The organism is Streptococcus henryi DSM 19005, from assembly GCF_000376985.1.
Classification (GTDB): Bacteria; Bacillota; Bacilli; order Lactobacillales; family Streptococcaceae; genus Streptococcus; species Streptococcus henryi.
Genome location: NZ_AQYA01000023.1, coordinates 31,476 through 54,512, shown reverse-complemented (window position 1 = coordinate 54,512; position 23,037 = coordinate 31,476). Strand labels below are relative to the sequence as shown.

General features: G+C 40.4%; 21 protein-coding genes, 1 other RNA gene and 2 pseudogenes. 20 read left to right on the top strand and 4 right to left on the bottom strand.

The window, feature by feature from the left end; translation table 11 throughout:
* The 10 genes and pseudogenes from F601_RS0102090 to F601_RS0102050 form a co-directional block, all read left to right on the top strand.
* Positions 1 to 240, top strand: a pseudogene (locus tag F601_RS0102090) (hypothetical protein); the annotation flags it as partial.
* Positions 241 to 320: 80 nt separating this feature from the next.
* Positions 321 to 417: signal recognition particle sRNA small type (gene ffs / locus F601_RS12790), an RNA gene on the top strand.
* A 365-nt stretch (positions 418 to 782) separates the two neighbouring features.
* A complete protein-coding gene (locus F601_RS0102085; protein WP_018164018.1) occupies positions 783 to 2,132 on the top strand; it encodes a glucose-6-phosphate isomerase in 1,350 nt (449 codons plus the stop codon).
* Between the two features lie 142 nt (positions 2,133 to 2,274).
* Positions 2,275 to 2,562 carry a type II toxin-antitoxin system RelB/ParD family antitoxin gene (relB, locus tag F601_RS0102080; RefSeq protein ID WP_018164017.1) on the top strand — a complete coding sequence of 96 codons (288 nt, stop codon included), beginning with the start codon at positions 2,275 to 2,277 and terminating at the stop codon, positions 2,560 to 2,562.
* On the top strand, positions 2,534 to 2,902 hold the full coding sequence (locus tag F601_RS0102075; RefSeq protein ID WP_018164016.1) for a type II toxin-antitoxin system RelE/ParE family toxin: 369 nt from the start codon (positions 2,534 to 2,536) through the stop codon (positions 2,900 to 2,902). The genes relB and F601_RS0102075 overlap by 29 nt, the downstream gene beginning before the upstream one ends.
* Positions 2,903 to 3,146: 244 nt before the next feature.
* Positions 3,147 to 3,860: an LPXTG cell wall anchor domain-containing protein gene (locus F601_RS0102070; protein WP_018164015.1), complete on the top strand. Its 714-nt coding sequence runs from the start codon at positions 3,147 to 3,149 to the stop codon at positions 3,858 to 3,860.
* A 292-nt stretch (positions 3,861 to 4,152) separates the two neighbouring features.
* The gene (dapD, locus tag F601_RS0102065; RefSeq protein ID WP_018164014.1) at positions 4,153 to 4,851 is read left to right on the top strand and encodes a 2,3,4,5-tetrahydropyridine-2,6-dicarboxylate N-acetyltransferase; all 699 of its coding nucleotides are present in this window, start codon (positions 4,153 to 4,155) and stop codon (positions 4,849 to 4,851) included.
* Between the two features lie 52 nt (positions 4,852 to 4,903).
* Complete coding sequence (locus F601_RS0102060) at positions 4,904 to 6,034, top strand: N-acetyldiaminopimelate deacetylase (RefSeq protein WP_018164013.1); 1,131 nt, start codon at positions 4,904 to 4,906, stop codon at positions 6,032 to 6,034.
* Between the two features lie 307 nt (positions 6,035 to 6,341).
* The gene (locus F601_RS0102055; protein ID WP_018164012.1) at positions 6,342 to 6,869 is read left to right on the top strand and encodes a 5-formyltetrahydrofolate cyclo-ligase; all 528 of its coding nucleotides are present in this window, start codon (positions 6,342 to 6,344) and stop codon (positions 6,867 to 6,869) included.
* Positions 6,866 to 7,546 carry a rhomboid family intramembrane serine protease gene (locus F601_RS0102050; protein ID WP_018164011.1) on the top strand — a complete coding sequence of 227 codons (681 nt, stop codon included), beginning with the start codon at positions 6,866 to 6,868 and terminating at the stop codon, positions 7,544 to 7,546. Before F601_RS0102055 ends, F601_RS0102050 begins: the two co-directional genes overlap by 4 nt.
* 82 nt (positions 7,547 to 7,628) lie before the next feature.
* Here F601_RS0102050 and galU read toward each other — a convergent pair whose 3' ends face one another.
* Entirely contained in the window at positions 7,629 to 8,546 is a 918-nt protein-coding gene (galU, locus tag F601_RS0102045; RefSeq protein WP_018164010.1) for a UTP--glucose-1-phosphate uridylyltransferase GalU, read from the bottom strand.
* A gap of 36 nt (positions 8,547 to 8,582) precedes the next feature.
* On the bottom strand, positions 8,583 to 9,596 hold the full coding sequence (locus tag F601_RS0102040) for an NAD(P)H-dependent glycerol-3-phosphate dehydrogenase (protein ID WP_018164009.1): 1,014 nt from the start codon (positions 9,594 to 9,596) through the stop codon (positions 8,583 to 8,585).
* A 198-nt stretch (positions 9,597 to 9,794) separates the two neighbouring features.
* Here F601_RS0102040 and F601_RS0102035 point away from each other — a divergent pair, with 198 nt between their 5' ends.
* The 9 genes and pseudogenes from F601_RS0102035 (at position 9,795) to gltX (ending at position 20,061) form a co-directional block, all read left to right on the top strand.
* Positions 9,795 to 10,244, top strand: a complete 450-nt coding sequence (locus F601_RS0102035; RefSeq protein WP_018164008.1) for a MarR family winged helix-turn-helix transcriptional regulator — start codon at positions 9,795 to 9,797, stop codon at positions 10,242 to 10,244.
* On the top strand, positions 10,237 to 11,946 hold the full coding sequence (locus F601_RS0102030; protein ID WP_018164007.1) for an ABC transporter ATP-binding protein: 1,710 nt from the start codon (positions 10,237 to 10,239) through the stop codon (positions 11,944 to 11,946). Before F601_RS0102035 ends, F601_RS0102030 begins: the two co-directional genes overlap by 8 nt.
* Before the next feature lies 1 nt (position 11,947).
* Positions 11,948 to 13,732: an ABC transporter ATP-binding protein gene (locus F601_RS0102025; protein ID WP_018164006.1), complete on the top strand. Its 1,785-nt coding sequence runs from the start codon at positions 11,948 to 11,950 to the stop codon at positions 13,730 to 13,732.
* A gap of 136 nt (positions 13,733 to 13,868) precedes the next feature.
* Positions 13,869 to 14,264 (top strand): annotated as a pseudogene (locus F601_RS12165) (virulence RhuM family protein); the annotation flags it as partial.
* A 478-nt stretch (positions 14,265 to 14,742) separates the two neighbouring features.
* Complete coding sequence (locus tag F601_RS0102005) at positions 14,743 to 15,186, top strand: dUTP diphosphatase (protein WP_018164002.1); 444 nt, start codon at positions 14,743 to 14,745, stop codon at positions 15,184 to 15,186.
* A 238-nt stretch (positions 15,187 to 15,424) separates the two neighbouring features.
* Positions 15,425 to 16,786, top strand: a complete 1,362-nt coding sequence (radA, locus tag F601_RS0102000) for a DNA repair protein RadA (RefSeq protein WP_018164001.1) — start codon at positions 15,425 to 15,427, stop codon at positions 16,784 to 16,786.
* A 191-nt stretch (positions 16,787 to 16,977) separates the two neighbouring features.
* Positions 16,978 to 17,472 carry a beta-class carbonic anhydrase gene (locus tag F601_RS0101995; RefSeq protein ID WP_018164000.1) on the top strand — a complete coding sequence of 165 codons (495 nt, stop codon included), beginning with the start codon at positions 16,978 to 16,980 and terminating at the stop codon, positions 17,470 to 17,472.
* 173 nt (positions 17,473 to 17,645) lie between these two features.
* The gene (locus F601_RS0101990) at positions 17,646 to 18,362 is read left to right on the top strand and encodes a TIGR00266 family protein (protein ID WP_026183066.1); all 717 of its coding nucleotides are present in this window, start codon (positions 17,646 to 17,648) and stop codon (positions 18,360 to 18,362) included.
* A gap of 241 nt (positions 18,363 to 18,603) precedes the next feature.
* Positions 18,604 to 20,061: a glutamate--tRNA ligase gene (gene gltX, locus F601_RS0101985; protein ID WP_018163998.1), complete on the top strand. Its 1,458-nt coding sequence runs from the start codon at positions 18,604 to 18,606 to the stop codon at positions 20,059 to 20,061.
* A 158-nt stretch (positions 20,062 to 20,219) separates the two neighbouring features.
* On the opposite strand, the gene F601_RS0101980 is transcribed toward gltX, so the two are convergent.
* Complete coding sequence (locus F601_RS0101980; protein ID WP_018163997.1) at positions 20,220 to 20,756, bottom strand: biotin transporter BioY; 537 nt, start codon at positions 20,754 to 20,756, stop codon at positions 20,220 to 20,222.
* A gap of 1 nt (position 20,757) precedes the next feature.
* The gene (locus F601_RS12785) at positions 20,758 to 21,069 is read right to left on the bottom strand and encodes a CHY zinc finger protein (RefSeq protein WP_176752516.1); all 312 of its coding nucleotides are present in this window, start codon (positions 21,067 to 21,069) and stop codon (positions 20,758 to 20,760) included.
* A gap of 209 nt (positions 21,070 to 21,278) precedes the next feature.
* Here F601_RS12785 and F601_RS0101975 point away from each other — a divergent pair, with 209 nt between their 5' ends.
* Entirely contained in the window at positions 21,279 to 22,817 is a 1,539-nt protein-coding gene (locus F601_RS0101975; protein ID WP_018163996.1) for an AMP-binding protein, read from the top strand.
* The last annotated feature ends 220 nt before the right edge of the window (positions 22,818 to 23,037 follow it).

The following is a 23,037-nucleotide window of genomic DNA, read 5'->3' as shown; positions in this document are numbered from 1 at the left end:
AATTGGACAAAATCAGGTGCAGAAAGCATGGTTATCTTAATGACGGCACAGCGTAATGGGCTTTTTGAGCTCTATTACCGCAACTCATACCCATTTAAAGCTTTTAGCCCAGAGATAAAAATCAATATGAGAAAACTCCTGCAGAAAGGCCAGCACGACCAGCATATTATCCCAAGTGCGACTATCCCACTAAACGGTGCAACAAGTAGTCCAATTGGACAAATGAAGAAATGGATTTAGGACTTTTGAAAAACTTTCCGAGAATAACTTGACACAAACCGAAAAACTTAAACACTTGCATATCTAAGAGAATATGCTATAATATTCTTCGGAGCAACATCTGCGCGTGAAGTGGGTCAGGGGAGGAATCCAGCAGCCCTAAGCGTTTGTAGGTGTGTGCTCTTTTTGTGTGTTCTTTAATCTTTGAAGTTTTGCTTTTGGAGGAAACTCTCTATTTTTTGAATGTAAAGCGTGATATTTTTATTGATATTTAGATGAAATCAAGAATCATCTTATAGTGAGTAATTGCGAAATGCGCAGATTCACTTCGGGCTCAAAACAATAGAAGTGTAACTTTGACTGAAAAATCTATCGCAAAGCAATAAGTTAAGAACACTCTAAGCTTTTCTGGAACTCTTAGAGTTAACGTTTTCAGTAACTTTCATGAAAGTTTACAAAATCCTTGATATAAGTGGATTATATGTAAATTTTCTCACAAAATTATTGAAAAAATAGTTTCAAAAGAGTATCATAGAGGAGACATTAAATTAAGGGGATAAATAATGACACATATTAAATTTGATTATTCAAAAGTCTTAGAAAAATTTGCTGGTCAACATGAGATTGATTTTTTACAAGCTCAAGTATCTGTAGCAGATAAAATGTTGCGTGAAGGTACAGGACCAGGTTCTGATTTCTTAGGATGGATGGATCTTCCAGTAGACTACGACAAAGAAGAATTTGCGCGCATTCAAGAAGCGGCTGAAAAGATTAAATCTGACTCAGAAGTTCTTGTTGTTATCGGTATTGGTGGTTCATACCTCGGTGCCCGCGCAGCTATTGATTTTTTAAGCAACCACTTTGTAAACCTTCAGTCAGCTGAAGATCGCAAAGCACCACAAATCCTTTACGCTGGTAACTCAATTTCATCAACCTACCTTGCTGATCTTGTGGAATATGTTGCAGATAAAGATTTCTCAGTAAACGTTATTTCTAAATCAGGAACAACAACTGAGCCTGCTATTGCTTTCCGTGTATTTAAAGAACTTTTGGTTAAAAAATACGGTCAAGAAGAAGCAAACAAACGTATCTATGCGACAACTGACAAAGCAAAAGGTGCTGTTAAGGTTGAAGCTGATGCTAACAATTGGGAAACATTCGTTGTTCCAGATGATATCGGTGGCCGTTTCTCAGTTCTTACAGCAGTTGGTCTCTTGCCAATCGCAGCATCAGGTGCTGACATCACTAAATTGATGGAAGGTGCAGCAGCAGCTCGTACAGCTTACTCATCTGATAGCCTTGCAGAAAATGAAGCTTACCAATATGCAGCTGTTCGTAATGTTCTTTACCGCAAAGGTTATTCAACTGAAATCCTTGTTAACTATGAACCATCACTTCAATACTTCGCTGAATGGTGGAAACAGTTGGCAGGTGAATCAGAAGGTAAAGACCAAAAAGGAATCTACCCATCATCAGCAAACTTCTCAGCTGACCTTCACTCACTTGGACAATACATCCAAGAAGGGGCTCGTATCATTTTTGAAACAGCTATCCGTGTTGAAAAACCACGTAAAAACGTGATTATTCCTGAATTGGCAGAAGATCTTGATGGTCTTGGTTACCTTCAAGGAAAAGACGTTGACTTCGTAAACAAAAAAGCAACTGACGGTGTTCTTCTTGCCCACACGGACGGTGATGTTCCAAACATGTTCATCACATTGCCAGAACAAGATGAATACACACTTGGTTATATCATCTACTTCTTCGAACTTGCTATTGCACTTTCTGGTTACCTCAATGCGGTTAACCCATTTGACCAACCAGGTGTTGAAGCCTACAAGAAAAACATGTTCGCTCTTCTTGGCAAACCAGGATTTGAAGAGCTCAGTGCAGAACTTAACGCACGTTTGTAATAACATCACAATCTCTTCTCAAACGAGGAGGGATTTTTTTGTCTCCAATCTAAAGATATCTTTCATAAATCTAGAATATAGTTTGTGTATATTTTTTTGATTTGATAAAATATAGATATAAAATATATCAGGAGGAAAGATGATGTCGCCAATCATAAAAGATAGACAAGTCAATGTCAAGGTAAATTCAGCCAACTTTGAAGAAGCTAAAAAAGTATTCAAAGAAAATGGTTTAGATATTTCTTCAGCCTTTAATCAATTTGTTCAAGAAGTTGCCATCACGCATGCTCTGCCATTTAAAACAGAGGAAGAAAAAAGAAGGGATTGTATGATTGAGCAATTGAGTCAAAAATTTGATGACAACTTGAATCAGATGGAATCAGATGGAGGTATCAGTTTAGATGATGCTAGAAGAAGACTCTTTACTTAAATATCAAGTTCTTATTTCTGATGAAGTGTTCAAGCAACTTGAAAATATAAAAGACTATATTAGCAATGTCAAATTAAGTCCGCAGTCTGCAGAAAAAGTGATTGATACAATATTAAATGACTTAGAATCACTAAGTTTATTTCCTGAACGTGGGTTCTTAGTTTCAGAAAGAATAGGCAGAGAATTGTCGAAAATGAAGCAGGATAATCGCATTGCCCGTGGACTAGTTGTAGGTTCTAAAAAATATTTAGCCCTATATTCAATAGACCATGAAGCCAAGGTTGTCAGAGTTCCTATTTTAGTTTCAAGTCATACGGACTGGATCAATCTCTTTTTCTAGATGTATATATCAAAATTTTTGATATTTTAAATATTATAAAATCACAATCTCTTCTCAATTGAGGAGAGATTTTTATATTTGGGAGAAAAGATAATATAATATGTGTTATCTAATGAAAGTTGAAAAAGTCAAAATATCTGAGAAATTTTTAAAAAATGTGAAAAATCCTTGACAAGAAAGTCGGGGGGGGGGGGTATAATTAGTTGTGAAATTCTAACTTTTTACACATAAGGGAGTGTTTAAAATGAAAAAGAAAAAACTTTTTAAATCTGTTGGCCTGACATCGGCAGCTTTATTGGCGACAGTTACGCTTGCGACATCAACAGTCTTCGCTGACAACTTAACAGCAGAAGAACATATTCGTATCGCTCAGTCACAAAGCAATCCAGATGCTACATATGCTTACGTTCAAGCTCATCCTGATGTTTTTGGAGACTCTTCAACAACAGACGATTTCCTTGATAATCCAAATACCATTGCAGCCACTAGCGTTTGGATTTTCAATGATGATGGAACATACTACAAAGTGATAGACAATGTAACAAAAGATACTCCAGTAGCGACAGAAACTCCAACGACAGCAGAACCCCCAGCGACAACAGAGACTCCTGTAGCAACGGAACCCCCAGCGATAACAGATGCTCCTGTAGCAACAGAAACTCCAGCGATAACAGATATTCCTGTTGCGGCAGAAACTCCAGCGACAACAGATACTCCTGTAGCGACAGAAACCCCATCGTCAACTGAAGTTCTAGCTACTTCGGAAAACTCGACTACGACAAAAACTTCTGCTGAATTGACAGTTGCTAAAGCCAATAAAGAAACAGCTCAGCAAAATGATGTTAAAAATCAATTACCGCATACAGGTGAATCTAACACAACAGCGTCTATTTTGAGTGTTTTAGGTATGACTATGCTTCTTTCAATGCTAGGTTTTAAAGCTTACCGTAGAAATTAATGCAATAAATCATAAACTTAGTTATTTTGAGTTTTATAGATATAATAGATATAAATGACTTTCGAAAGGAGGTCATTTTTTTATCCAAATTATTTCCCAATTTTCTGAATATTTGGTATAATAATAGCTAACTAACTTTGAAATGGAAGGAATAGGGTATTTGGTGAGGGAAATGTTTTGAAACAGAACCTAAACTAATAGCGTTGTGAGAAAGTCGAACCTTCTAGTGTGTCTGTACACTTGCTTGGATTCCCATTTTTAACTCGCTTATTAATGCTCTTGGTATGAAACTATGACTGCTCAAAAAATGTCTGCACAGGAAATTATTGCTTTTATCGGCAATGCTGAAAAGAAAACGAATGTTAAAGTGACTTTTGAAGGTCAATTGGCTGCGGAAGTGCCAGCTTCAGTAGTGAAATTGGGTAATGTTCTTTTCGGTGACTGGAAAGACATCGAGCCATTGCTTGCTAACTTAACTGAAAATAAAGATTATGTTGTCGAGCAAGATGGCCGTAACTCAGCTGTGCCATTGCTTGACAAACGTAACATCAATGCTCGTATCGAGCCAGGAGCTATTATCCGTGACCAAGTGACTATCGAAGACAATGCTGTTGTCATGATGGGTGCTGTTATCAATATCGGTGCTGAAATTGGTGCTGGAACTATGATTGACATGGGTGCTATCCTTGGGGGTCGCGCCACTGTCGGTAAAAATAGCCACATCGGAGCAGGCGCTGTCCTTGCCGGTGTTATCGAACCAGCTTCAGCTGAACCAGTTCGTGTCGGTGATAATGTTCTTGTCGGAGCTAATGCTGTTGTTATTGAAGGTGTTCAAATCGGTAGCGGATCAGTCGTTGCGGCAGGTGCTATCGTCACTCAAGATGTTCCAGAAAACGTTGTTGTTGCCGGTGTTCCAGCTCGTATCATCAAAGAAATCGATGAGAGAACACAACAAAAGACTGCATTGGAAGATGCGTTAAGAAACTTATAATCGAAAAGGCTTGTGGTAACACAAGTTTTTCGTTACATAAAGGAAAATAGATATGAAACTTAATTTAATCACTATCCGTCGTGATTTGCACCAAATTCCTGAGATTGGTTTGGAGGAGTTTAAGACTCAAGCCTATCTTTTGGAACGCATTGCTGAGATTACGGCTGGTAAAGATTTTGTAGAGCAAAAAACTTGGAGAACTGGGATTCTGGTTTTTCTAAAAGGTTCTGCTCCAGAGAAAACTATTGGCTGGCGTACGGATATTGATGCTCTGCCAATTATTGAAGAAACAGGCCTAGACTTCAAGAGCACTCATGAAGGACGTATGCATGCTTGCGGCCACGACATGCACATGACAACAGCACTCGGTCTTCTCAATGAATTAGTGCAGACACAACCCAAGAATAATCTGCTCTTTCTCTTCCAACCAGCAGAAGAGAATTTTGCTGGTGGTATGCTCATGTATGAAGATGGCGCCTTTGGTGACTGGAAACCTGATGAGTTTTATGGCCTTCATGTGCGCCCTGACTTTAAGGTTGGTGATATTGCCACAAATACTGGCACCCTCTTTGCTGGGACTTGTGAAGTTTGGGTGACCTTCAAAGGAAAAGGTGGTCATGCTGCCTTTCCACATGAAGCTAATGACGCCTTGGTTGCAGCTTCTTATTTTGTCACTCAGGTTCAAACCATTGTTAGCCGAAATGTTGACCCTATCCAGGGTGGTGTAGTGACTTTTGGTTCTATGCACGCTGGAACAACCAACAATGTCATTGCGGACACAGCCAAGCTCCACGGGACAAGCCGTACCTTGACCCAAGACATGAGTCTGCTCATTCAAAAGCGCCTCACTGAAATCGCTCAAGGCGTGGCCGCTGCTTTTGCTATGGAAGTAGAAGTAGAGCTTAAACAAGGTGGCTACTTGCCTGTAGAAAACAACCCTGAACTTGCCCGTGATCTCATGGATTTCTTTGGCAATAGCAAAGCTGTTAACCTTATTGATTGTCCGCCTGCCATGACAGGAGAAGATTTTGGTTATTTGCTCAATAAAATCCCTGGTGTCATGTTCTGGCTGGGAGTGGACACACCTTACGCCCTTCACCACCCTAAAATGAGTCCAAAAGAAGAAGCTCTGCCATTTGCCGTGGAAGAAATTTCAAAATTCTTGAAGTATAAGGCTCAATAATAACCTACATCTGCCGTCTTGGCAGGTGTTTTTGATTTAGTCAGAAAAACAAAAGGCCCTTGCCGAAAAGCAAGGACCTTGAGAAAAGGGTAGGGCACGATTTTTCAACCATGCCCAGGAGATTTATGAAAAGGGGAAAATAAGAGGGAAGCCTATTTTCCCAGCGGTCAGGGTAACCGCCTATTTAGGATAGGAGTAGTATAGCGGAGAAACCTTAAAGAAACCTTAAAATGAATTCAGGTTTCCAAAAAAATTGCTTGAATTTTAAAAATCGGTAAAAACTACCTATTCGTGGTATGATATTAACATGGAAAAAATCATTCTTCGACAAGATATACTGAAAAAATTAAAATCTCATAATCAGTCAGAAAAACTTAGAAAAGATAAACTGTTACTTGAAGCTCTGCTATTAACCAAAGCCTATCAAGAGAGTAAAGTAATTGCTACATATCTAGCTTTTGACTTTGAATATAATACTAAACTCTTCATCTCGGCTGCGCAAGCCGATGGTAAGACTATTGTGGTTCCCAAGACTTACGGGCAAGGAAATATGGATTTTGTGCTTTATGATGAGGAGAATCTGGAACAAACGAGATTCGGTCTTCTGGAGCCTAAGAGTAGCTTGGCTGTTTCAAAGTCTGAGATTGATATGATTCATGTCCCGGGTGTAGTATTTAATAGTGAGGGTTATCGCATTGGGTACGGTGGTGGCTATTATGACCGCTATCTATCTGATTATGAAGGAATGACAGTCAGTACAATTTATGATTTTCAAAAAGCATCTTTTGTCGAAGATGTTCATGATATAGCTGTTAAGGAGGTATTGAGTCAATGACGGCATTAAAGAGAGAATTTAAAAAGACGCCAGTAACGATTAGTTTACTAGGATTAACTAGCCTTATTTTTGTTGCCATGCAAATCATTTACTTTGGCCAAGCAAGCTCAGTTCAAGCAGTCTTTGATTTTGGAGGAATGCTGGGTGTGTATGTGAAAGCTTATCCAAATCAGTTGTGGCGTTTAGTGACACCGATTTTTGTACATTTTGGATGGGAGCATTTTTTCTTTAACGCTTTGACTCTCTATTTTGTCGGTCAAATGGCAGAGCAGATTTGGGGAAGTCGTCGCTTTTTAGTTATGTATATTCTTGCCGGTATATCTGGAAATGCTCTAACAATGGTTTCAAGTCCAAATGCAGTTGCAGCTGGTGCCTCAACTTCATTATTTGGTTTGTTTGCAGCTATTGTCATTATCGGATATTTTGGTCGAAATCCTTACTTAAAGCACCTGGGGCGTTCATATCAAATTCTTATCCTAATCAATTTAGTTTTCAACATTTTCACTCCAAATGTTGGGATTGCAGGACATCTAGGAGGTGTTATCGGAGGTGCTTTGCTAGCCATATGTCTTCCAGCGCAGTATGAAAAGCAAATTTTTAAACCTTGGCAAAGGATTCTAGCAGGATTTGGTTACTTTATATTTGTCCTTGGATCTGTTTTGATAACACTGTTCTGATTTTTCAATGCCTCTAACGTTCTAGATAAAATTAAAATAGCTAAAAATCTTGAATCAAGGTTTTTAGCTATTTTTGCTTATGTTACTCTGCTGATTTTTTAGCAGCTGGTTTATTTTCCAATTTTTTTCCAAGATCAATGATGTATTGTTTCAAATCATCTTTTACTTGTGGGTGTTGAAGAGCGTAATCAATTGAAGTCTTCATGAAACCAAATTTGTCACCAACATCATAACGGTTGCCAGTGAATTCACGGGCAAAAACGCGTTGTGTTTTATTGAGGGTATCGATAGCGTCAGTCAACTGAATTTCATTACCAGCACCAGGTGCTTGTTTTTCAAGAATGTTGAAAATTTCTGGTGTGAGTAGGTAACGGCCAATGATAGCAAGGTCGCTAGGAGCATCTTCTGGAGCCGGTTTTTCAACAAAAGTATCAACACTGTAAAGTCCGTTAACACCAGCGCCTTGAGGTGCAATAACACCGTAAGCTGAAACTTCTTCGTGTGGAACAGGCATAACAGCAATTGTAGATGCATGTGTAGCTTCGTAGTCATTCATAAGCTGTTTGGTCAATGGCACAGCTTTACTATCTGTAATGTCCATAAGGTCATCGCCTAACATAACAACGAATGGTTCATTGCCAACAAAGGCTTTTGCTTGAAGAACAGCATCACCAAGTCCACGTGGGTGACTTTGGCGGATGAAGTGAAGATGGATGCCAGTTGTTTCATCAACTAATTTAAGAAGGTCATTCTTCCCTTTTTCTTTCAAATTGTATTCCAATTCGAAGTTTGAGTCAAAATGGTCTTCAATAGAACGTTTTGATTTACCAGTGACAACCAAAATATCTTCGATGCCTGAGCGCAATGCTTCTTCAACAATAAATTGAATAGTTGGTTTGTCAACGATTGGTAACATTTCTTTGGCAAGAGCTTTAGTAGCAGGAAGGAAACGAGTTCCAAGACCTGCAGCAGGGATAACGGCTTTTCTGACTTTCTTCATTAGAATCTCCTTGGTATCAATTACTTTAGCAATATATTACCACTCATTTTCTGAGCGGAATTCATTGGACATCATGTTAATGATGCTTTCTTTGACATCAGCACCTTCATAGATAACTTTGTAGATTGCACTTGTGATTGGCATATAGACATCCAATTCTTGAGCGATTTCATAGGCAACTTTTGTTGTTGAAATTCCTTCAATCACCATGCCCATGTTCTTTTCAATGTCTTCTAATTTTTCTCCGCGACCTAGGGCATCACCGGCACGCCAGTTACGAGAATGAATAGAAGTCCCTGTTACGATAAGGTCTCCTACACCAGATAACCCGCTATAGGTAAGTGGATTTGCCCCCATTTTAACACCTAAACGTGTAATTTCAGCAAGTCCGCGAGTGATAACAGCGGCTTTGGCATTGTCTCCGTAACCAAGCCCATGAAGAGCTCCGGCTCCAACAGCAATAATGTTTTTAAGAGCCCCAGCAGTTTCGACACCGATAACATCTGAGTTAGTATAAAGGCGGAAGTAGTTATTGCTGAAAAGTTCTTGCACGTATTTAGCAGCATCGTGATTTTTAGAAGCAGCTGTAATCAAGGTAATATCACGAACGATTGTTTCCTCAGCGTGACTTGGTCCAGAAACAACAACAATTTCAGAACGAAGATCAGTAGGAATTTCTTCCTCTAAAATAGTTGACAAACGTTCATGAGTGCCTGGCTCTAAACCTTTTGAAGCATGCATGACAATGACCTTGTGGTCAAGCATCTCAGCCACTTGCTTAGCAACCAATCGAGTAACCTTTGTTGGCACTACAAAAAGAATGGCATCAGTATCAGCAAGTGCTTCTTTCAAATCAAGAGTAGCCTTGATTTTATCATCAAGAACAACATCCTTGAAATAATGTGTATTTGTATGATGTGTTTGTAATTCCTCAATTTGAGCTGGGATATTTCCCCAGAGCGTCACATCATGTCCATTATCATTGAGAACCTGCGCAAGAGCAGTTCCCCAAGACCCAGGACCTAGGACGGCAATTTTTTGCTTTTCCATAGTTTTTCCTTTACATGTCATAATATCATTTCTCATTATACCATAAGATAGTGTTTTTGGCTTTCAAAAGGTAAAGGCTCTCATTTTTTCTCTAAATCATTTTCTGAAATAGCAGAGCTTTTTCTTGACAATGGTTCTCATAGAAACTATAATAGTTCTCATGCGAATTATTATATCACTAAGTAGAGAGGAGTTGCTATGGAAAATCCTATCGCAGATCTGAGAAATTTGCTCAATCAATTTGAACAAGTTTGCGATGATATGGCTAAGGACAAAGGCATTGAACATTTAGCTGGTCCGCAAGGATGGGCTCTGCTTTATTTGAACAATAGAAAAGAGCAAGAAACCTTTGTCAAAGATATCGAACAAGAAATGAAAGTGTCAAAATCTGTTGCTTCTAATCTTGTCAAACGAATGGAAAAGAATGGCTTTATTGAGGTCATTCCTTCTAAAGAGGATAAACGCTATAAACAAATTGTTTTAACGGTTAAGGGCAGAGATAAGATCAGTCGACTTGAAGATTTTCATAAAGAGATTCGTAACTCTTTGTTCCAAAATATCGCAAAAGAAGACTTTCAACAAGTTTTGCAGTGGGCAGAACAATTGAAAGCAAATATTATAACTTATAAGGAGAAAAAACATGTTTAAAAAGGCGATTTTACGCTATAAGTGGTTTGCCTTGGTGTCTATCTTGTTGACGGCCACTGTGGTGACAACGACACTCTTGCAGCCATCTTATTTGAAAGACGTTCTAACAGCCGTTTTGATGAATGACCAAGACGAAATTTTCCGTGTTGGGAAATGGCTTTTGGTTATTGCGGGTATTGGTCTCATTGCTGGTATGTTTAATACCATTGTTGCTGCTAAGATTGCTCAAGGTGTATCAGCAGATATTCGTGAAGAAACCTTCCGCAAAATTCAAAGTTTCTCATATGCAAACGTTGAAGAATTTAATGCCGGGAACCTAGTTGTTCGTATGACCAATGACGTGACTCAAATTCAAAACTTGGTCATGATGCTTTTCACTATTCTTAGCCGTGTTCCCCTGCTCTTTGTCGGAGCCTTCATTATGGCGGTTAGAACTCTGCCTGAACTCTGGTGGATGATTATTGTCATGGTTGTCTTGATTGCGGCGGTTATGGCTGTTGTTATGAGTCAAATGGGACCACGTTTCGGTAAATTCCAAACTTTAATGGAAAAAATGAACAGCATTGCCAAGGAAAACCTTCGCGGTATCCGTGTGGTCAAATCCTTCGTTCAAGAGAGAGAACAATATGCTAAGTTCAAAGAGACTTCAAATGAGCTTCTTGGACTTAACCTCTTTATTGGTTATGGTTTCTCAATTTTGCAACCCTTGATGATGTTCATCTCTTACATGGCTATCTTTGCCTCTCTTTATCTTGTTTCAGGCATGCTTGAAACGAATTTGGAAGCAGTTGGTGGCTTTACATCATTTATGAGCTACCTCATGCAAATCATGTTTGCCATTATCATGACAAGCTTTATGGGAATGCAGGCATCCCGCGCAGCTATTTCCATTAAACGTATCACTGAAATTCTTGAGACAGAGCCTGCCATGACTTTTGTGGATAATCCTGATGAAGACTTGGACGGAAAAATCGTCTTTGACAATGTTAGCTTCACTTATCCACATGACGCTGAGCCAACCCTTAAAAATATTTCATTTGAAATTGAGCCTGGTCAAATGGTTGGTGTAGTAGGTGCCACTGGTGCCGGTAAATCAACGCTGGCGCAGCTTATTCCACGACTTTTTGACCCTCAAGAGGGAAGGGTTTCTATTGGCGGACGTGATTTGAAAGAAGTCAACCAAAAGACTTTACGTGAGACAGTCTCTATCGTTCTTCAAAAAGCTATCCTTTTCTCAGGAACGATTGCTGATAATTTGCGTCAAGGCGCACCTGGTGCGGATCTTGAAAGACTAGAACGTGCGGCAGGGATTGCCCAAGCCAAAGAATTTATTGACCGTTTAGACGAAACTTACCAAAGTGAAGTTGAAGAACGTGGTAATAACTTCTCAGGTGGACAAAAACAACGTATGTCTATCGCTCGTGGTGTTATCGGAAATCCTAAAGTCTTGGTACTTGACGATTCAACATCAGCACTTGATGCTAAATCAGAAAAATTGGTACAAGAAGCCCTTAATCATGACTTGAAAGGGACAACAACTGTTATCGTTGCCCAAAAGATTTCATCAGTTGTTAAGGCAGATAAAATATTGGTGCTTGATCAAGGCCGTCTTATTGGTGAAGGAACGCACGCTGAACTCGTAGCCAATAATAAGGTCTATCGTGAAATTTACGAAACACAGAAAGGGAAGGAGGAAGAATAAAATGAAAACAGTAAGATTCTTTTGGTTTTATTTTAAACGCTATAAATTAAGCTTTGCTGTCATTTTCCTAGCTATTATTGCCGCAACTTATTTGCAAGTTAAGACGCCAGTTCTTCTTGGTAATGCTATCGCTGAAATGGGTAAAATTGCAACAAGTTATGCCATGGCTAAGCAAACTGGTGTGACTGGCTTTAAACCTGACATGGCTGATTTTAATGGTGTCATGCTTAACCTCTTCTTTGCTTATGTGGCAACAGTTGTGGCAAACCTTATTTACAGTTTGCTTCTAACTCGTATTGTTGCGCATTCAACGAGTCGTATGCGTAAAGGTCTCTTTGGTAAATTGGAACGTTTGACCATTGCCTTCTTCGACCGTCACAAGGATGGAGATATTCTTTCACGCTTTACTTCTGATTTGGATAATATCCAAAATGCCTTCAACCAATCAATGGTTCAAATCCTTTCGAATGGAGCGCTTTACATTGGTATGGTTTGGATGATGTTCCGTCAAGATACTCGTCTTGCCCTGGTTACTATTGCTTCAACGCCAGTTGCTTTGCTTGCTCTTGTCATCATTGTGCGCTTGGCTCGTAAGTACACAAACTTGCAACAGGCTGCTGTTTCTAAACTCAATGCCTATATGGATGAGAAGATTTCTGGTCAAAAGGCTATCATTGTTCAAGGTGTTCAGGAAGAAACGATTGATGGCTTCCTTGAACTTAATGAAGAAGTGCGTCGCACAACTTTCAAGGGACGTCTTTTTGGTGGGATTCTCTTCCCATTCATGAATGGTATGAGTCTTGTTAATACGGCAATTGTTATCTTTGCTGGTTCAAATATCGTTCTCAATGATTCTTCACTAGAAACAGCCGCTGCCCTCGGTCTGGTTGTAACCTTTGTTCAATATTCACAACAATACTACCAACCAATGATGCAGATTGCGTCAAGCTGGGCTGAATTGCAACTTGCCTTTACAGGTGCTCATCGTGTTCAAGAGATGTTTGATGAGCCAGAGGAAATTCGTCCACAAAATGCTCCACATTTCACAGAACTTAAAGAAGGTGTGGAAATTAAGAACATCGACTTTGGTTACCTTCCAGGACAAAAAGTTCTTGACAATGTCAGCATCTCAGCGCCAAAAGGTAAGATGGTGGCCGTTGTTGGTCCGACTGGATCAGGTAAAACAACGATCATGAACTTGATTAACCGATTCTATGATGTTAACAGTGGTTCGATTGAGTTTGACGGTCGCGATATCCGTGAATACGATTTGGATAGCCTACGTGAAAAAGTTGGTATCGTGCTTCAGGAATCTGTTCTTTTCTCAGGAACCATTGCTGATAATATCCGTTTTGGTGATGAGTCTATTTCACAAGAAATGGTGGAAACAGCTGCGCGTGCCACTCATATTCATGATTTCATCATGAGCCTTCCAGAAGGTTATGAGACTTATGTGACGGACGATGAAAATGTCTTCTCAACAGGTCAGAAGCAGTTGATTTCAATTGCTCGTACCCTTTTGACAGACCCACAAGTCCTTATCCTAGACGAAGCAACATCTAACGTTGATACGGTAACTGAGGCTAAAATTCAAAACGCCATGGAAGCTATCATCGCAGGACGTACAAGCTTTGTTATCGCTCACCGTCTTAAAACGATTCTCAATGCTGATGAAATCATCGTCCTTAAAGATGGTAAAGTCCTCGAACAAGGAAATCACCACGAACTCCTTAAACAAAAAGGCTTCTACTCAGAACTCTATCACAACCAATTCGTTTTCGAATAAAGATGATATTATACAAAACCAGTCCGCAAGGATTGGTTTTTGCTTTTAGACTACGAATAACATATAATAGAGGGTAAAGTGTTGAAATCCTCCAATCATGAATCAGAAAAATCTGATGTGATTAGAAAGGACGAATATGAACGAACTACAATTTTTAATCTACACTGCTGAGAATAATCAGGAAAAAGCCAATGTCATTGTCAGTAATGAGACCATCTGGATTAGCTAAAAAGAAATGGCAAGGCTTTTTGATGTCGGTGTACCAGCTATCAGTAAACATTTGAAAAATATCTTTGCTGAGGGTGAACTAGATGAGGGAGTGGTTGTTGCAAAAATTGCAAATACCACTCAACACGGTGCTATGGCAGGGAAAACGCAGACTAAGGAGGTTGCTTATTACAACTTTGATGCCATCATCTCGGTGGGATATCGTATTAACTCACAAAAAGCTACAAAATTTAGACAGTGGGCCACAACTGTTCTAGGTGACGACATGATTAAAGGCTTTGCCATGGATGATGGAACGATTAAGTTTGATAATCTAGCAACTAGAGTCGCGTGAAATTCTTGACAATATAGGGGGAAGGTATGCTATAATGACAATACGTTAGAAGTGTATGTCATGAGCATACAAAAAGCCCCCAACGTCTCCAGCGTTGAGGGTTTTTCTTTTGGCTCAGTGCCCTAGGTTTTTTGTTGCGTGAGTTGAGCCAATACTCAAACAAAGCTGTTAGGATAGCAACAAGCAATGGTACAACAAATACGTTTAGAAATGTGTTCATGAGCATTTCCCCCCTTCCTATCCCAAGAGGGCCTCTCTAGTATAACAAAAAGAGAAAATACAGAAAATATTACAAGAATCTTTCCTGTAAAAAGTATTTTCTAAGGTTAAAATACTTAATTACTTTATTTAAAAAAGAAAGGAGTGTTTAGTTAGTGCAACTAACTGAACAGGGACAATTTTCTAGAAATAATTTTGAAAAGCTGGAAAGTCCTTTTGTATCGCAATTATGAAAATCAGAGGTTTTGAACTGGTTAGCCAGTTTACAGATAATAATTTACTGCCAAAACGTGAGACTGCTCATGCAGCTGGTTATGATTTGAAAGCAGCGGTGACAACTGAAATTGCTCCAGGTGAAATCAAATTGGTGCCGACAGGAGTAAAGGCTTATATGCAGGCTCAGGAGGTTCTCTACCTCTTTGACCGTTCATCAAACCCGCGCAAAAAAGGATTGGTTTTGATTAACTCAGTTGGTGTTATCGATGGTGACTATTATGGTAATCCAGATAATGAAGGCCACATCTTTGCTCAAATGAAAAATATTACCGATGAGACAGTTGTGGTCGAAGCCGGTGAACGCATCGTCCAAGGTGTTTTTATGCCTTTCTTAGTGGTTGATGGAGACGATGCCACAGGTCAACGCACAGGGGGCTTTGGCTCGACTGGAAAGTAATTTCATTTAACCAACTCATCAAATATTGAAAGGAATTGAAGAGGCAGTCAATTCAGCTAATACTCAATGAAAATCAAAATAAGAGGAGGCAAGCCGACGTAGACAGACCTGATGGTAGGTAAGAAGGCTTAACAATCTATCATTTTGATTTTCAAAGAGTATAAAAAGAAATCCTCTTGTCTAGAAAGAGACATAAAGGATTTTCTTTTTGTCAGGAACTTATGCCTCTTATAGATTTATGGCTAAGAAAAAAACAACTTTTATCTGTCAGGAGTGCGGCTATCATTCACCCAAATACTTGGGGCGTTGTCCCAACTGTTCAGCCTGGACTTCCTTTGTTGAAGAGGTGGAGGTTCAGGAGGTTAAAAATGCCCGCGTCAGCCTGACAGGTGAAAAGACTAAACCAACCAAACTCAAGGATGTCTCTTCCATAAACTATGCCAGAACCAAGACCGACATGGATGAATTCAACCGTGTTCTTGGAGGTGGTGTCGTGCCAGGCAGTCTGATCCTTATCGGTGGTGATCCAGGTATCGGGAAATCAACCCTGTTGCTCCAAGTCTCTACCCAACTTGCTAACAAGGGGACTGTCCTCTATGTTTCTGGGGAAGAATCAGCAGAGCAGATTAAATTGCGCAGCGAGCGTCTGGGTGATATTGATAATGAATTTTACCTCTACGCTGAGACCAATATGCAGGCCATCCGTGCCCAAATAGAACAAATTCAGCCCGATTTCCTCATCATTGACTCTATCCAGACTATCATGAGCCCTGAAATCTCCAGTGTGCAAGGTTCTGTTTCTCAGGTCAGAGAAGTAACTGCTGAACTGATGCAGTTGGCTAAGACCAACAATATTGCAACCTTCATCGTAGGTCATGTAACCAAGGAAGGGACGCTTGCTGGACCGCGTATGCTAGAACACATGGTGGATACCGTTCTCTATTTTGAGGGTGAACGCCATCACACCTTCCGTATTCTACGGGCGGTCAAGAACCGTTTTGGATCTACCAATGAAATCGGCATTTTTGAAATGCAGTCAGGTGGGCTGGTAGAAGTCATCAATCCAAGCCAGGTCTTCCTTGAGGAGCGCTTGGATGGGGCGACGGGCTCTGCTATTGTCGTGACTATGGAGGGAAGTCGTCCAATTCTGGCTGAGGTGCAGGCTCTTGTGACACCGACCGTTTTTGGCAATGCTAAGCGCACCACAACAGGTTTGGACTTTAACCGCGTCAGCCTTATCATGGCTGTTCTGGAAAAGCGTTGCGGACTCCTTTTGCAAAATCAGGATGCCTACCTTAAATCAGCCGGAGGGGTTAAACTGGATGAGCCAGCCATTGACTTGGCCGTCGCGGTAGCCATCGCCTCCAGCTACAAGGAGAAACCGACCAACCCGCAGGAAGCCTTTATCGGTGAAATTGGCTTGACTGGCGAAATTCGTCGCGTTACCCGCATTGAGCAGCGTATCAATGAGGCTGCTAAACTAGGTTTCACCAAGATTTATGCCCCTAAAAACTCACTCCAAGGCATCCAAATTCCAAGTGGTATCGAGGTCATAGCTGTCGCCACAGTCGGTGAGGTCTTGAAAAAAACCTTTAAGTAAATTCTCTTTTTTCAACAAAGAGATTTTATCAAGCCTGAGTTCTCCATAATTTGGAAGACTCAGTTTTTTGATTTCCAAAATGTACCGCCTCCTAATCTTTTTCAATGACAAGCCTCTTTAAAAATGCTAAGATAGAAAAAACTTTGAAACTCAAATAGTTTTCAAAGGAAGTAGTCTAAGGAGGACCTCTTATGTCGTACTTTGAACGATTCTTAAAAACCAACCAAGCTTATGCTGATTTGCATGGTACTGCACACTTGCCCTTAAAACCTAAAACCCACGTTGCCATCGTGACTTGTATGGATTCCCGTCTTCACGTTGCACCAGCTTTGGGTTTGGCCTTGGGGGATGCTCACATTTTGCGTAATGCAGGTGGTCGTATAACTGACGATATGATTCGTTCTCTGGTTATCTCCCAGCAGCAAATGGGCACACGTGAAATTGTTGTTCTCCACCATACCGATTGCGGGGCACAGACCTTTACGAATGAGGATTTTGCCGCTCAGTTGAAGCGTGACTTAGGTGTTGATGTACAGGGTCAAGACTTTTTGCCTTTTGCAGACCCTGATGAGAGTGTCCGTCAAGATATGGACATTTTGCGCCAGTCTCCCCTGATTCCAGATGATGTGGTCATTTCAGGGGCCGTTTATGATGTGGACACTGGCCGTCTGACAGAAGTGAAGTAATCAAGTGACTGCTGAGCATTGGGAACTTTGCCCAGCGGTCATTTTTTCTTTTTAGGATAATGGCAGAGCAGGATTCCAGTTTTTCTTTGACAAGATGACTTAGAAAAACTATAATTGTCTTATAGTTATAGTACAAAGTTAAAAGCTTTGCTATTGTCAAAAGAAAGAGGCCTATCATGGATAATCGAATGAAATACACTATCGACAGTAATATGCAATTCCCTTTGGTTGAAATTGCTTTGGAGGCGGGAGAGTCAGCCTATATTCAACAAGGAAGTATGGTTTATCATACACCTAGCGTTGCTCTTAATACCCGTCTAAATGCCCGTGGGTCGGGTCTAGGGAAATTGGTCGGTGCTTTGGGACGAGCTATGACATCAGGTGAGTCTATGTTTATCACTGAGGCTGTTTCAAGCTCTGATGATGGCAAATTGGCTTTGGCGCCTTCTATGCCTGGTCAAGTGGTGGCCCTAGAACTCGGTGCCAAGCAGTATCGTCTCAATGATGGTGCCTTTCTTGCCTTAGATGGTTCAGCCCAATATAAGATGGAACGTCAGTCTGTAGGCCGTGCTTTCTTTGGTGGCCAAGGTGGTCTTTTTGTCATGACCACTGAAGGTCAGGGGACCCTCTTGGCAAATAGTTTTGGTTCTATCAAGAAGATTGAACTAAATGGGGAAAGTATTACCATTGATAATGCTCATGTTGTCGCTTGGAGTCGTGATTTGAACTATGACATCCATTTAGAAAATGGCTTCCTCCAATCCATCGGTACAGGGGAAGGTATTGTCAATACCTTTTCTGGCTATGGCGAAATCTATGTTCAAAGCCTTAACCTCCAAACCTTTGCGGCTGCCTTGCAACCCTTTATTGTGACTAATACTGGGAATTGAAAATGATATCGGATTCAGTCAAATACGGCTGAATCTTTTTTGTACGAATGAACCCAAGATGTGCTATAATAAATAAGATTGGCGATTGAGGTCGCTATAAATAGCTTAAAGATAGCATCTAAAATTGAACGAGGGACAGACTTCTAGAAAAAATAAAACGAGTTCACGTGACTCGCTTACTTTATGGAAATTTTCGACAAGTCTTAATGTTCCTTAGTATCTTAATTCAAGGAGAATAGCATTGGCTAAAGACATTCGTGTGCGTTACGCACCAAGTCCAACAGGACTTTTACACATCGGAAATGCGCGTACTGCGCTCTTTAACTACCTTTACGCTCGTCACCATAACGGGACATTCATCATCCGCATTGAGGACACTGACCGCAAACGTCACGTTGAAGATGGGGAACGTTCACAACTTGAAAACTTGCGTTGGTTGGGCATGGATTGGGATGAAAGTCCAGAAACACATGAAAACTACCGTCAGTCAGAGCGTTTGGAACTTTACCAAAAATACATTGATCAACTCTTAGCTGAAGGTAAAGCTTACAAATCTTATGTAACAGAAGAAGAATTGGCTGCAGAGCGTGAACGCCAAGAAGCAGCTGGTGAAACACCACGTTACAACAACGAATTCATCGGTATGTCAGAAGATCAAAAAGCTGCCTACATTGCAGAACGCGAAGCAGCGGGTATCGTTCCAACTGTTCGTTTGGCTGTTAATGAAGCTGGTATCTACAAGTGGACTGACATGGTTAAAGGTGATATTGAATTTGAAGGTGGCAACATTGGTGGTGACTGGGTTATCCAGAAAAAAGATGGTTACCCAACTTATAACTTTGCCGTAGTTGTTGATGACCACGATATGCAAATCTCACACGTCATCCGTGGAGATGACCACATTGCCAACACACCAAAACAACTCATGGTCTATGAAGCACTTGGTTGGGAAGCACCAGAGTTTGGTCATATGACTCTTATCATCAACTCTGAAACTGGTAAGAAGTTGTCAAAACGTGACACAAATACGCTTCAATTTATCGAAGATTACCGTAAAAAAGGTTACATGTCAGAAGCTGTCTTCAACTTCATCGCCCTTCTTGGATGGAATCCAGGTGGAGAAGAAGAGATTTTCAACCGTGAGCAACTCATTGAACTTTTCGATGAGAACCGTCTTTCTAAATCACCAGCAGCCTTCGACCAGAAGAAAATGGACTGGATGAGCAATGACTACCTTAAAAATGCTGATTTTGAAACAGTCTTTGAACTCTGCAAACCGTTCCTTGAAGAAGCAGGGCGTCTGACAGACAAGGCTGAAAAACTGGTTGAACTTTACAAACCACAACTCAAATCAGCTGATGAAATCGTTTCATTGACTGACCTCTTCTTTGCGGACTTCCCAGAGTTGAGCGATGCTGAGAAAGAAGTGATGGCTGGTGAAACAGTACCAACCGTTCTCCAAGCCTTCAAAGCTAAATTGGAAGCTCTGACTGATGAGGAATTTGTGACAGAAAATATCTTCCCACAAATCAAGGCAGTCCAAAAAGAAACAGGCATTAAAGGTAAAAACCTCTTCATGCCAATCCGTATCGCAGTTTCAGGCGAAATGCACGGACCAGAATTGCCAGATACTATCTTCTTGCTTGGCCGTGAGAAAGCCATCAAACACTTGGATGATATGTTGAACAATCTAATATAAAAATTCTTGATTAATCTAAAAAGACACCGTTTAGTCTATGAACTGAACCAGGTGTCTTTTTGTTTTATTAATTTGTGAAATAGCAGAGCTATTTATATTATTTTAGTTAAGAAAGAATAATCAAATTTGGAAGATAATGGCTATCATAATGATGAATATCAATCTTTCACTAGATAGCGACTGTATTTCACAGCAATTAAACTTGTCAGCAAAGCTTTGATAGTGTCTCCTGGAATGAATGCAAGATTAGACCAGAGTGCTGTTATAAAAGGCATCTTGGTGTAATGCGCCAGCCAAATTGCCCCTAGAAAATCAACAAAGAGGACACCACCGAGCCAGATAATTAAAAAAGTTAGAAGAAAATTTTGGGAAGGAATTTTCTTAAGTCCAATACCTATCAAAAGTGGTACAAAAATCCATGACACGACATAGCCAGCAGTTGGTCCCATGAGAACTGGGATAGTATTATTTCCACCAGTGAATGCAGGTATAAATGTTCCTAGTAGGAGGAAAAGAAGTACAGAAACAGTACCTCGTTTGGCTCCAAGGATAGCCCCAGCTAACATGATTCCTAAGTTTTGGAGGACGATTGGTACTGGAATAAAGCCAAGGGGAATACCAGGGATATGTCCGAGTACGATAATTAGTGTTGCCATCATAGCGATATAAGTAAGGTCTCTAACTTTTGACGTCATTTCAGTCTCCTTTAAAATAGATAGAATGGTGCTTTCTGCAATTTGGATTAAAGCGGTGAAGACAATTGGGACAAGTTCCAACTTGATATTCGGAAAAAGACAGATAGGTCATACAATTACCACAGAGAACAGGCTTGTCGCTTTCTATATCATTTGCTTGAAAATGATGATTTTCAAGGCTATCATGACACTGGTAACAAGCATAATATTTTTGGCAAATCTCACACTTTAGGGCGACAATATCGAGTTCAGAATGGTAGTGGCGACAGCGTCCTGCTCTGTCTAAATCAAGTCCGTTAATCTTCATAGTCATAGTGTAAGGGTTTTTACGAAATTTGTCAACCTTTATTTTAGAATAGGTTAACAAATAAAAGACTTTAAGATTTATTAGAAAGTTAAAGCTTCACTTTTGCTATCTTTTAGTTACAAGTGGGCAGACTTTTCTGTTCTAGATTTGCTTTGAAATTAACTTGATAATCTGCTATAATTGCGAGGAATATTAGAAAAAGAGGTAGCTATAAAATGGCAGAATTATTCCCCTACCGTCCCATGAATCTTTATCAAAATTACCTTGAGGCTAGTCAGGCTTTCCCTGATTGTCCTATTATTTTTGACCAGGAGCAGGTGGCCTTTCCTGAACTTGGAACTGAGACCACTTATCAAGCCAGTCATGACCTGATTGTCAAAAGAGCTAAGCAATTGGCAGCTTTGGGCTTGAAACAAGGAGATAAAGTTATCATCTTCAAGGGGCAGGCTTTTGATACTTACATGCTTGCGGTGGCTGCAACCTATCTGGGCGCTGTACCAGTCATGGTGTCCTACCATTTTACGAGTCAAGTTATCTCTGTTTTTGCCGATCGTTTGGAAAATCCTTTCATCATTTTTGATGCTGTGACAGCTGACGTGGTCGCTGCAGTTGATAATATTTCTGATAATCATAAGATTGGGGTGCAGAGCTTGCTAGCTACCGACGGAGTAGAAGCAGACTTTAATCCACTTCCTGAGGATCAAATTGCCTATATCACTCACACATCAGGGACAACAGGCATACCCAAATTGATTTGTCATTCAGCCAATACCATGGGCTGGCGTACAAAATACCAGAAGACTGTATTGAATTACATTCCAGAACGTCGCATCGTTGGTTTCCATATTTCACCAGTTCATTCACGTTTTAATATTGGGATGTCTTCTTTGATGATTATGGGCTTCCCTCTTCTGCCCTTATCAAATTCTGACCGAGAAACTGTTGAGCGCATGTTCTTGAAATACCAACCTCAAGCTGTTGAAACCCATCCCAATCATTTTGTTCAGTGGGCGACAATTGCGCGTGAGCATCCGCAGGTATTTGCCAAGACAAACTACTATCACTCTACCTTTGATGCCATTAACAACGCTACAATGTTGGCCTTTCTAGAGGCTTCTGATAATGCGCAAGCCATTTTCCTACAAATCTACGGCCAAAGTGAATACGGACCAATGATTTTGAAAGCTCATACTAGAGACAGTCTCAAGACTTCAAATGCCCGTGATATGGGTGTTGGCCTGGCAGGGCTTACTGAGGCTAGAATTACTGATAGCAAGGGTAATCCGTTGCCTGCCGGTCAAGACGGTCATATCCAGTTCAATTCTAAGGGGCGCGCTCTGACCTACTATAAGGAAGATCAACGTTTCCAAGATAATGTCTATGGGGAATGGTGGGACAGCGGTGACTACGGCTGTATGGATGAAAATGGTCATCTTTTCTTGAAGGACAGACAGGTAGATTTGATTGATAAGATTGAAAGTAACCTTGTTCTTGAGGATATGTTGCTAGACCAATTAAACTTCTTGGCAGAAGTTGCCATCGTCCGTGACCAAAATGGTCGCCCACAGCCCTTTATTGCGCCAAATAAAGGTGGCCAAGTAGACATGGACGCTTGGTGGGAAGCTGTCTCAGAGCTCCCATTTCTCAATGCACCAATCGTACTTGACTATGATGAGATTCCAAGAACAGCAACCATGAAAGTCCAACGCCTGCAAATGGAAAAAGAACTGCAAGAAGGGAAATATAAAGCATAACTCTAATAACTGTTTAGTTTTGTATATGATGGAAAAGCTAAGGAATACTCTATAGACCAATACAATAATTAGCCAAAAGGGGTAATTCTTTGATGAACAAGAGAATTGCCCCTTTTTGACTGGTTCTCAGTGAGATTAATAAATGGTATAATTGAGGATATATTAGAATATATACTGTGGAAAAATACTCGTCCTGCAAATATTTATGTAAGGAATGGCT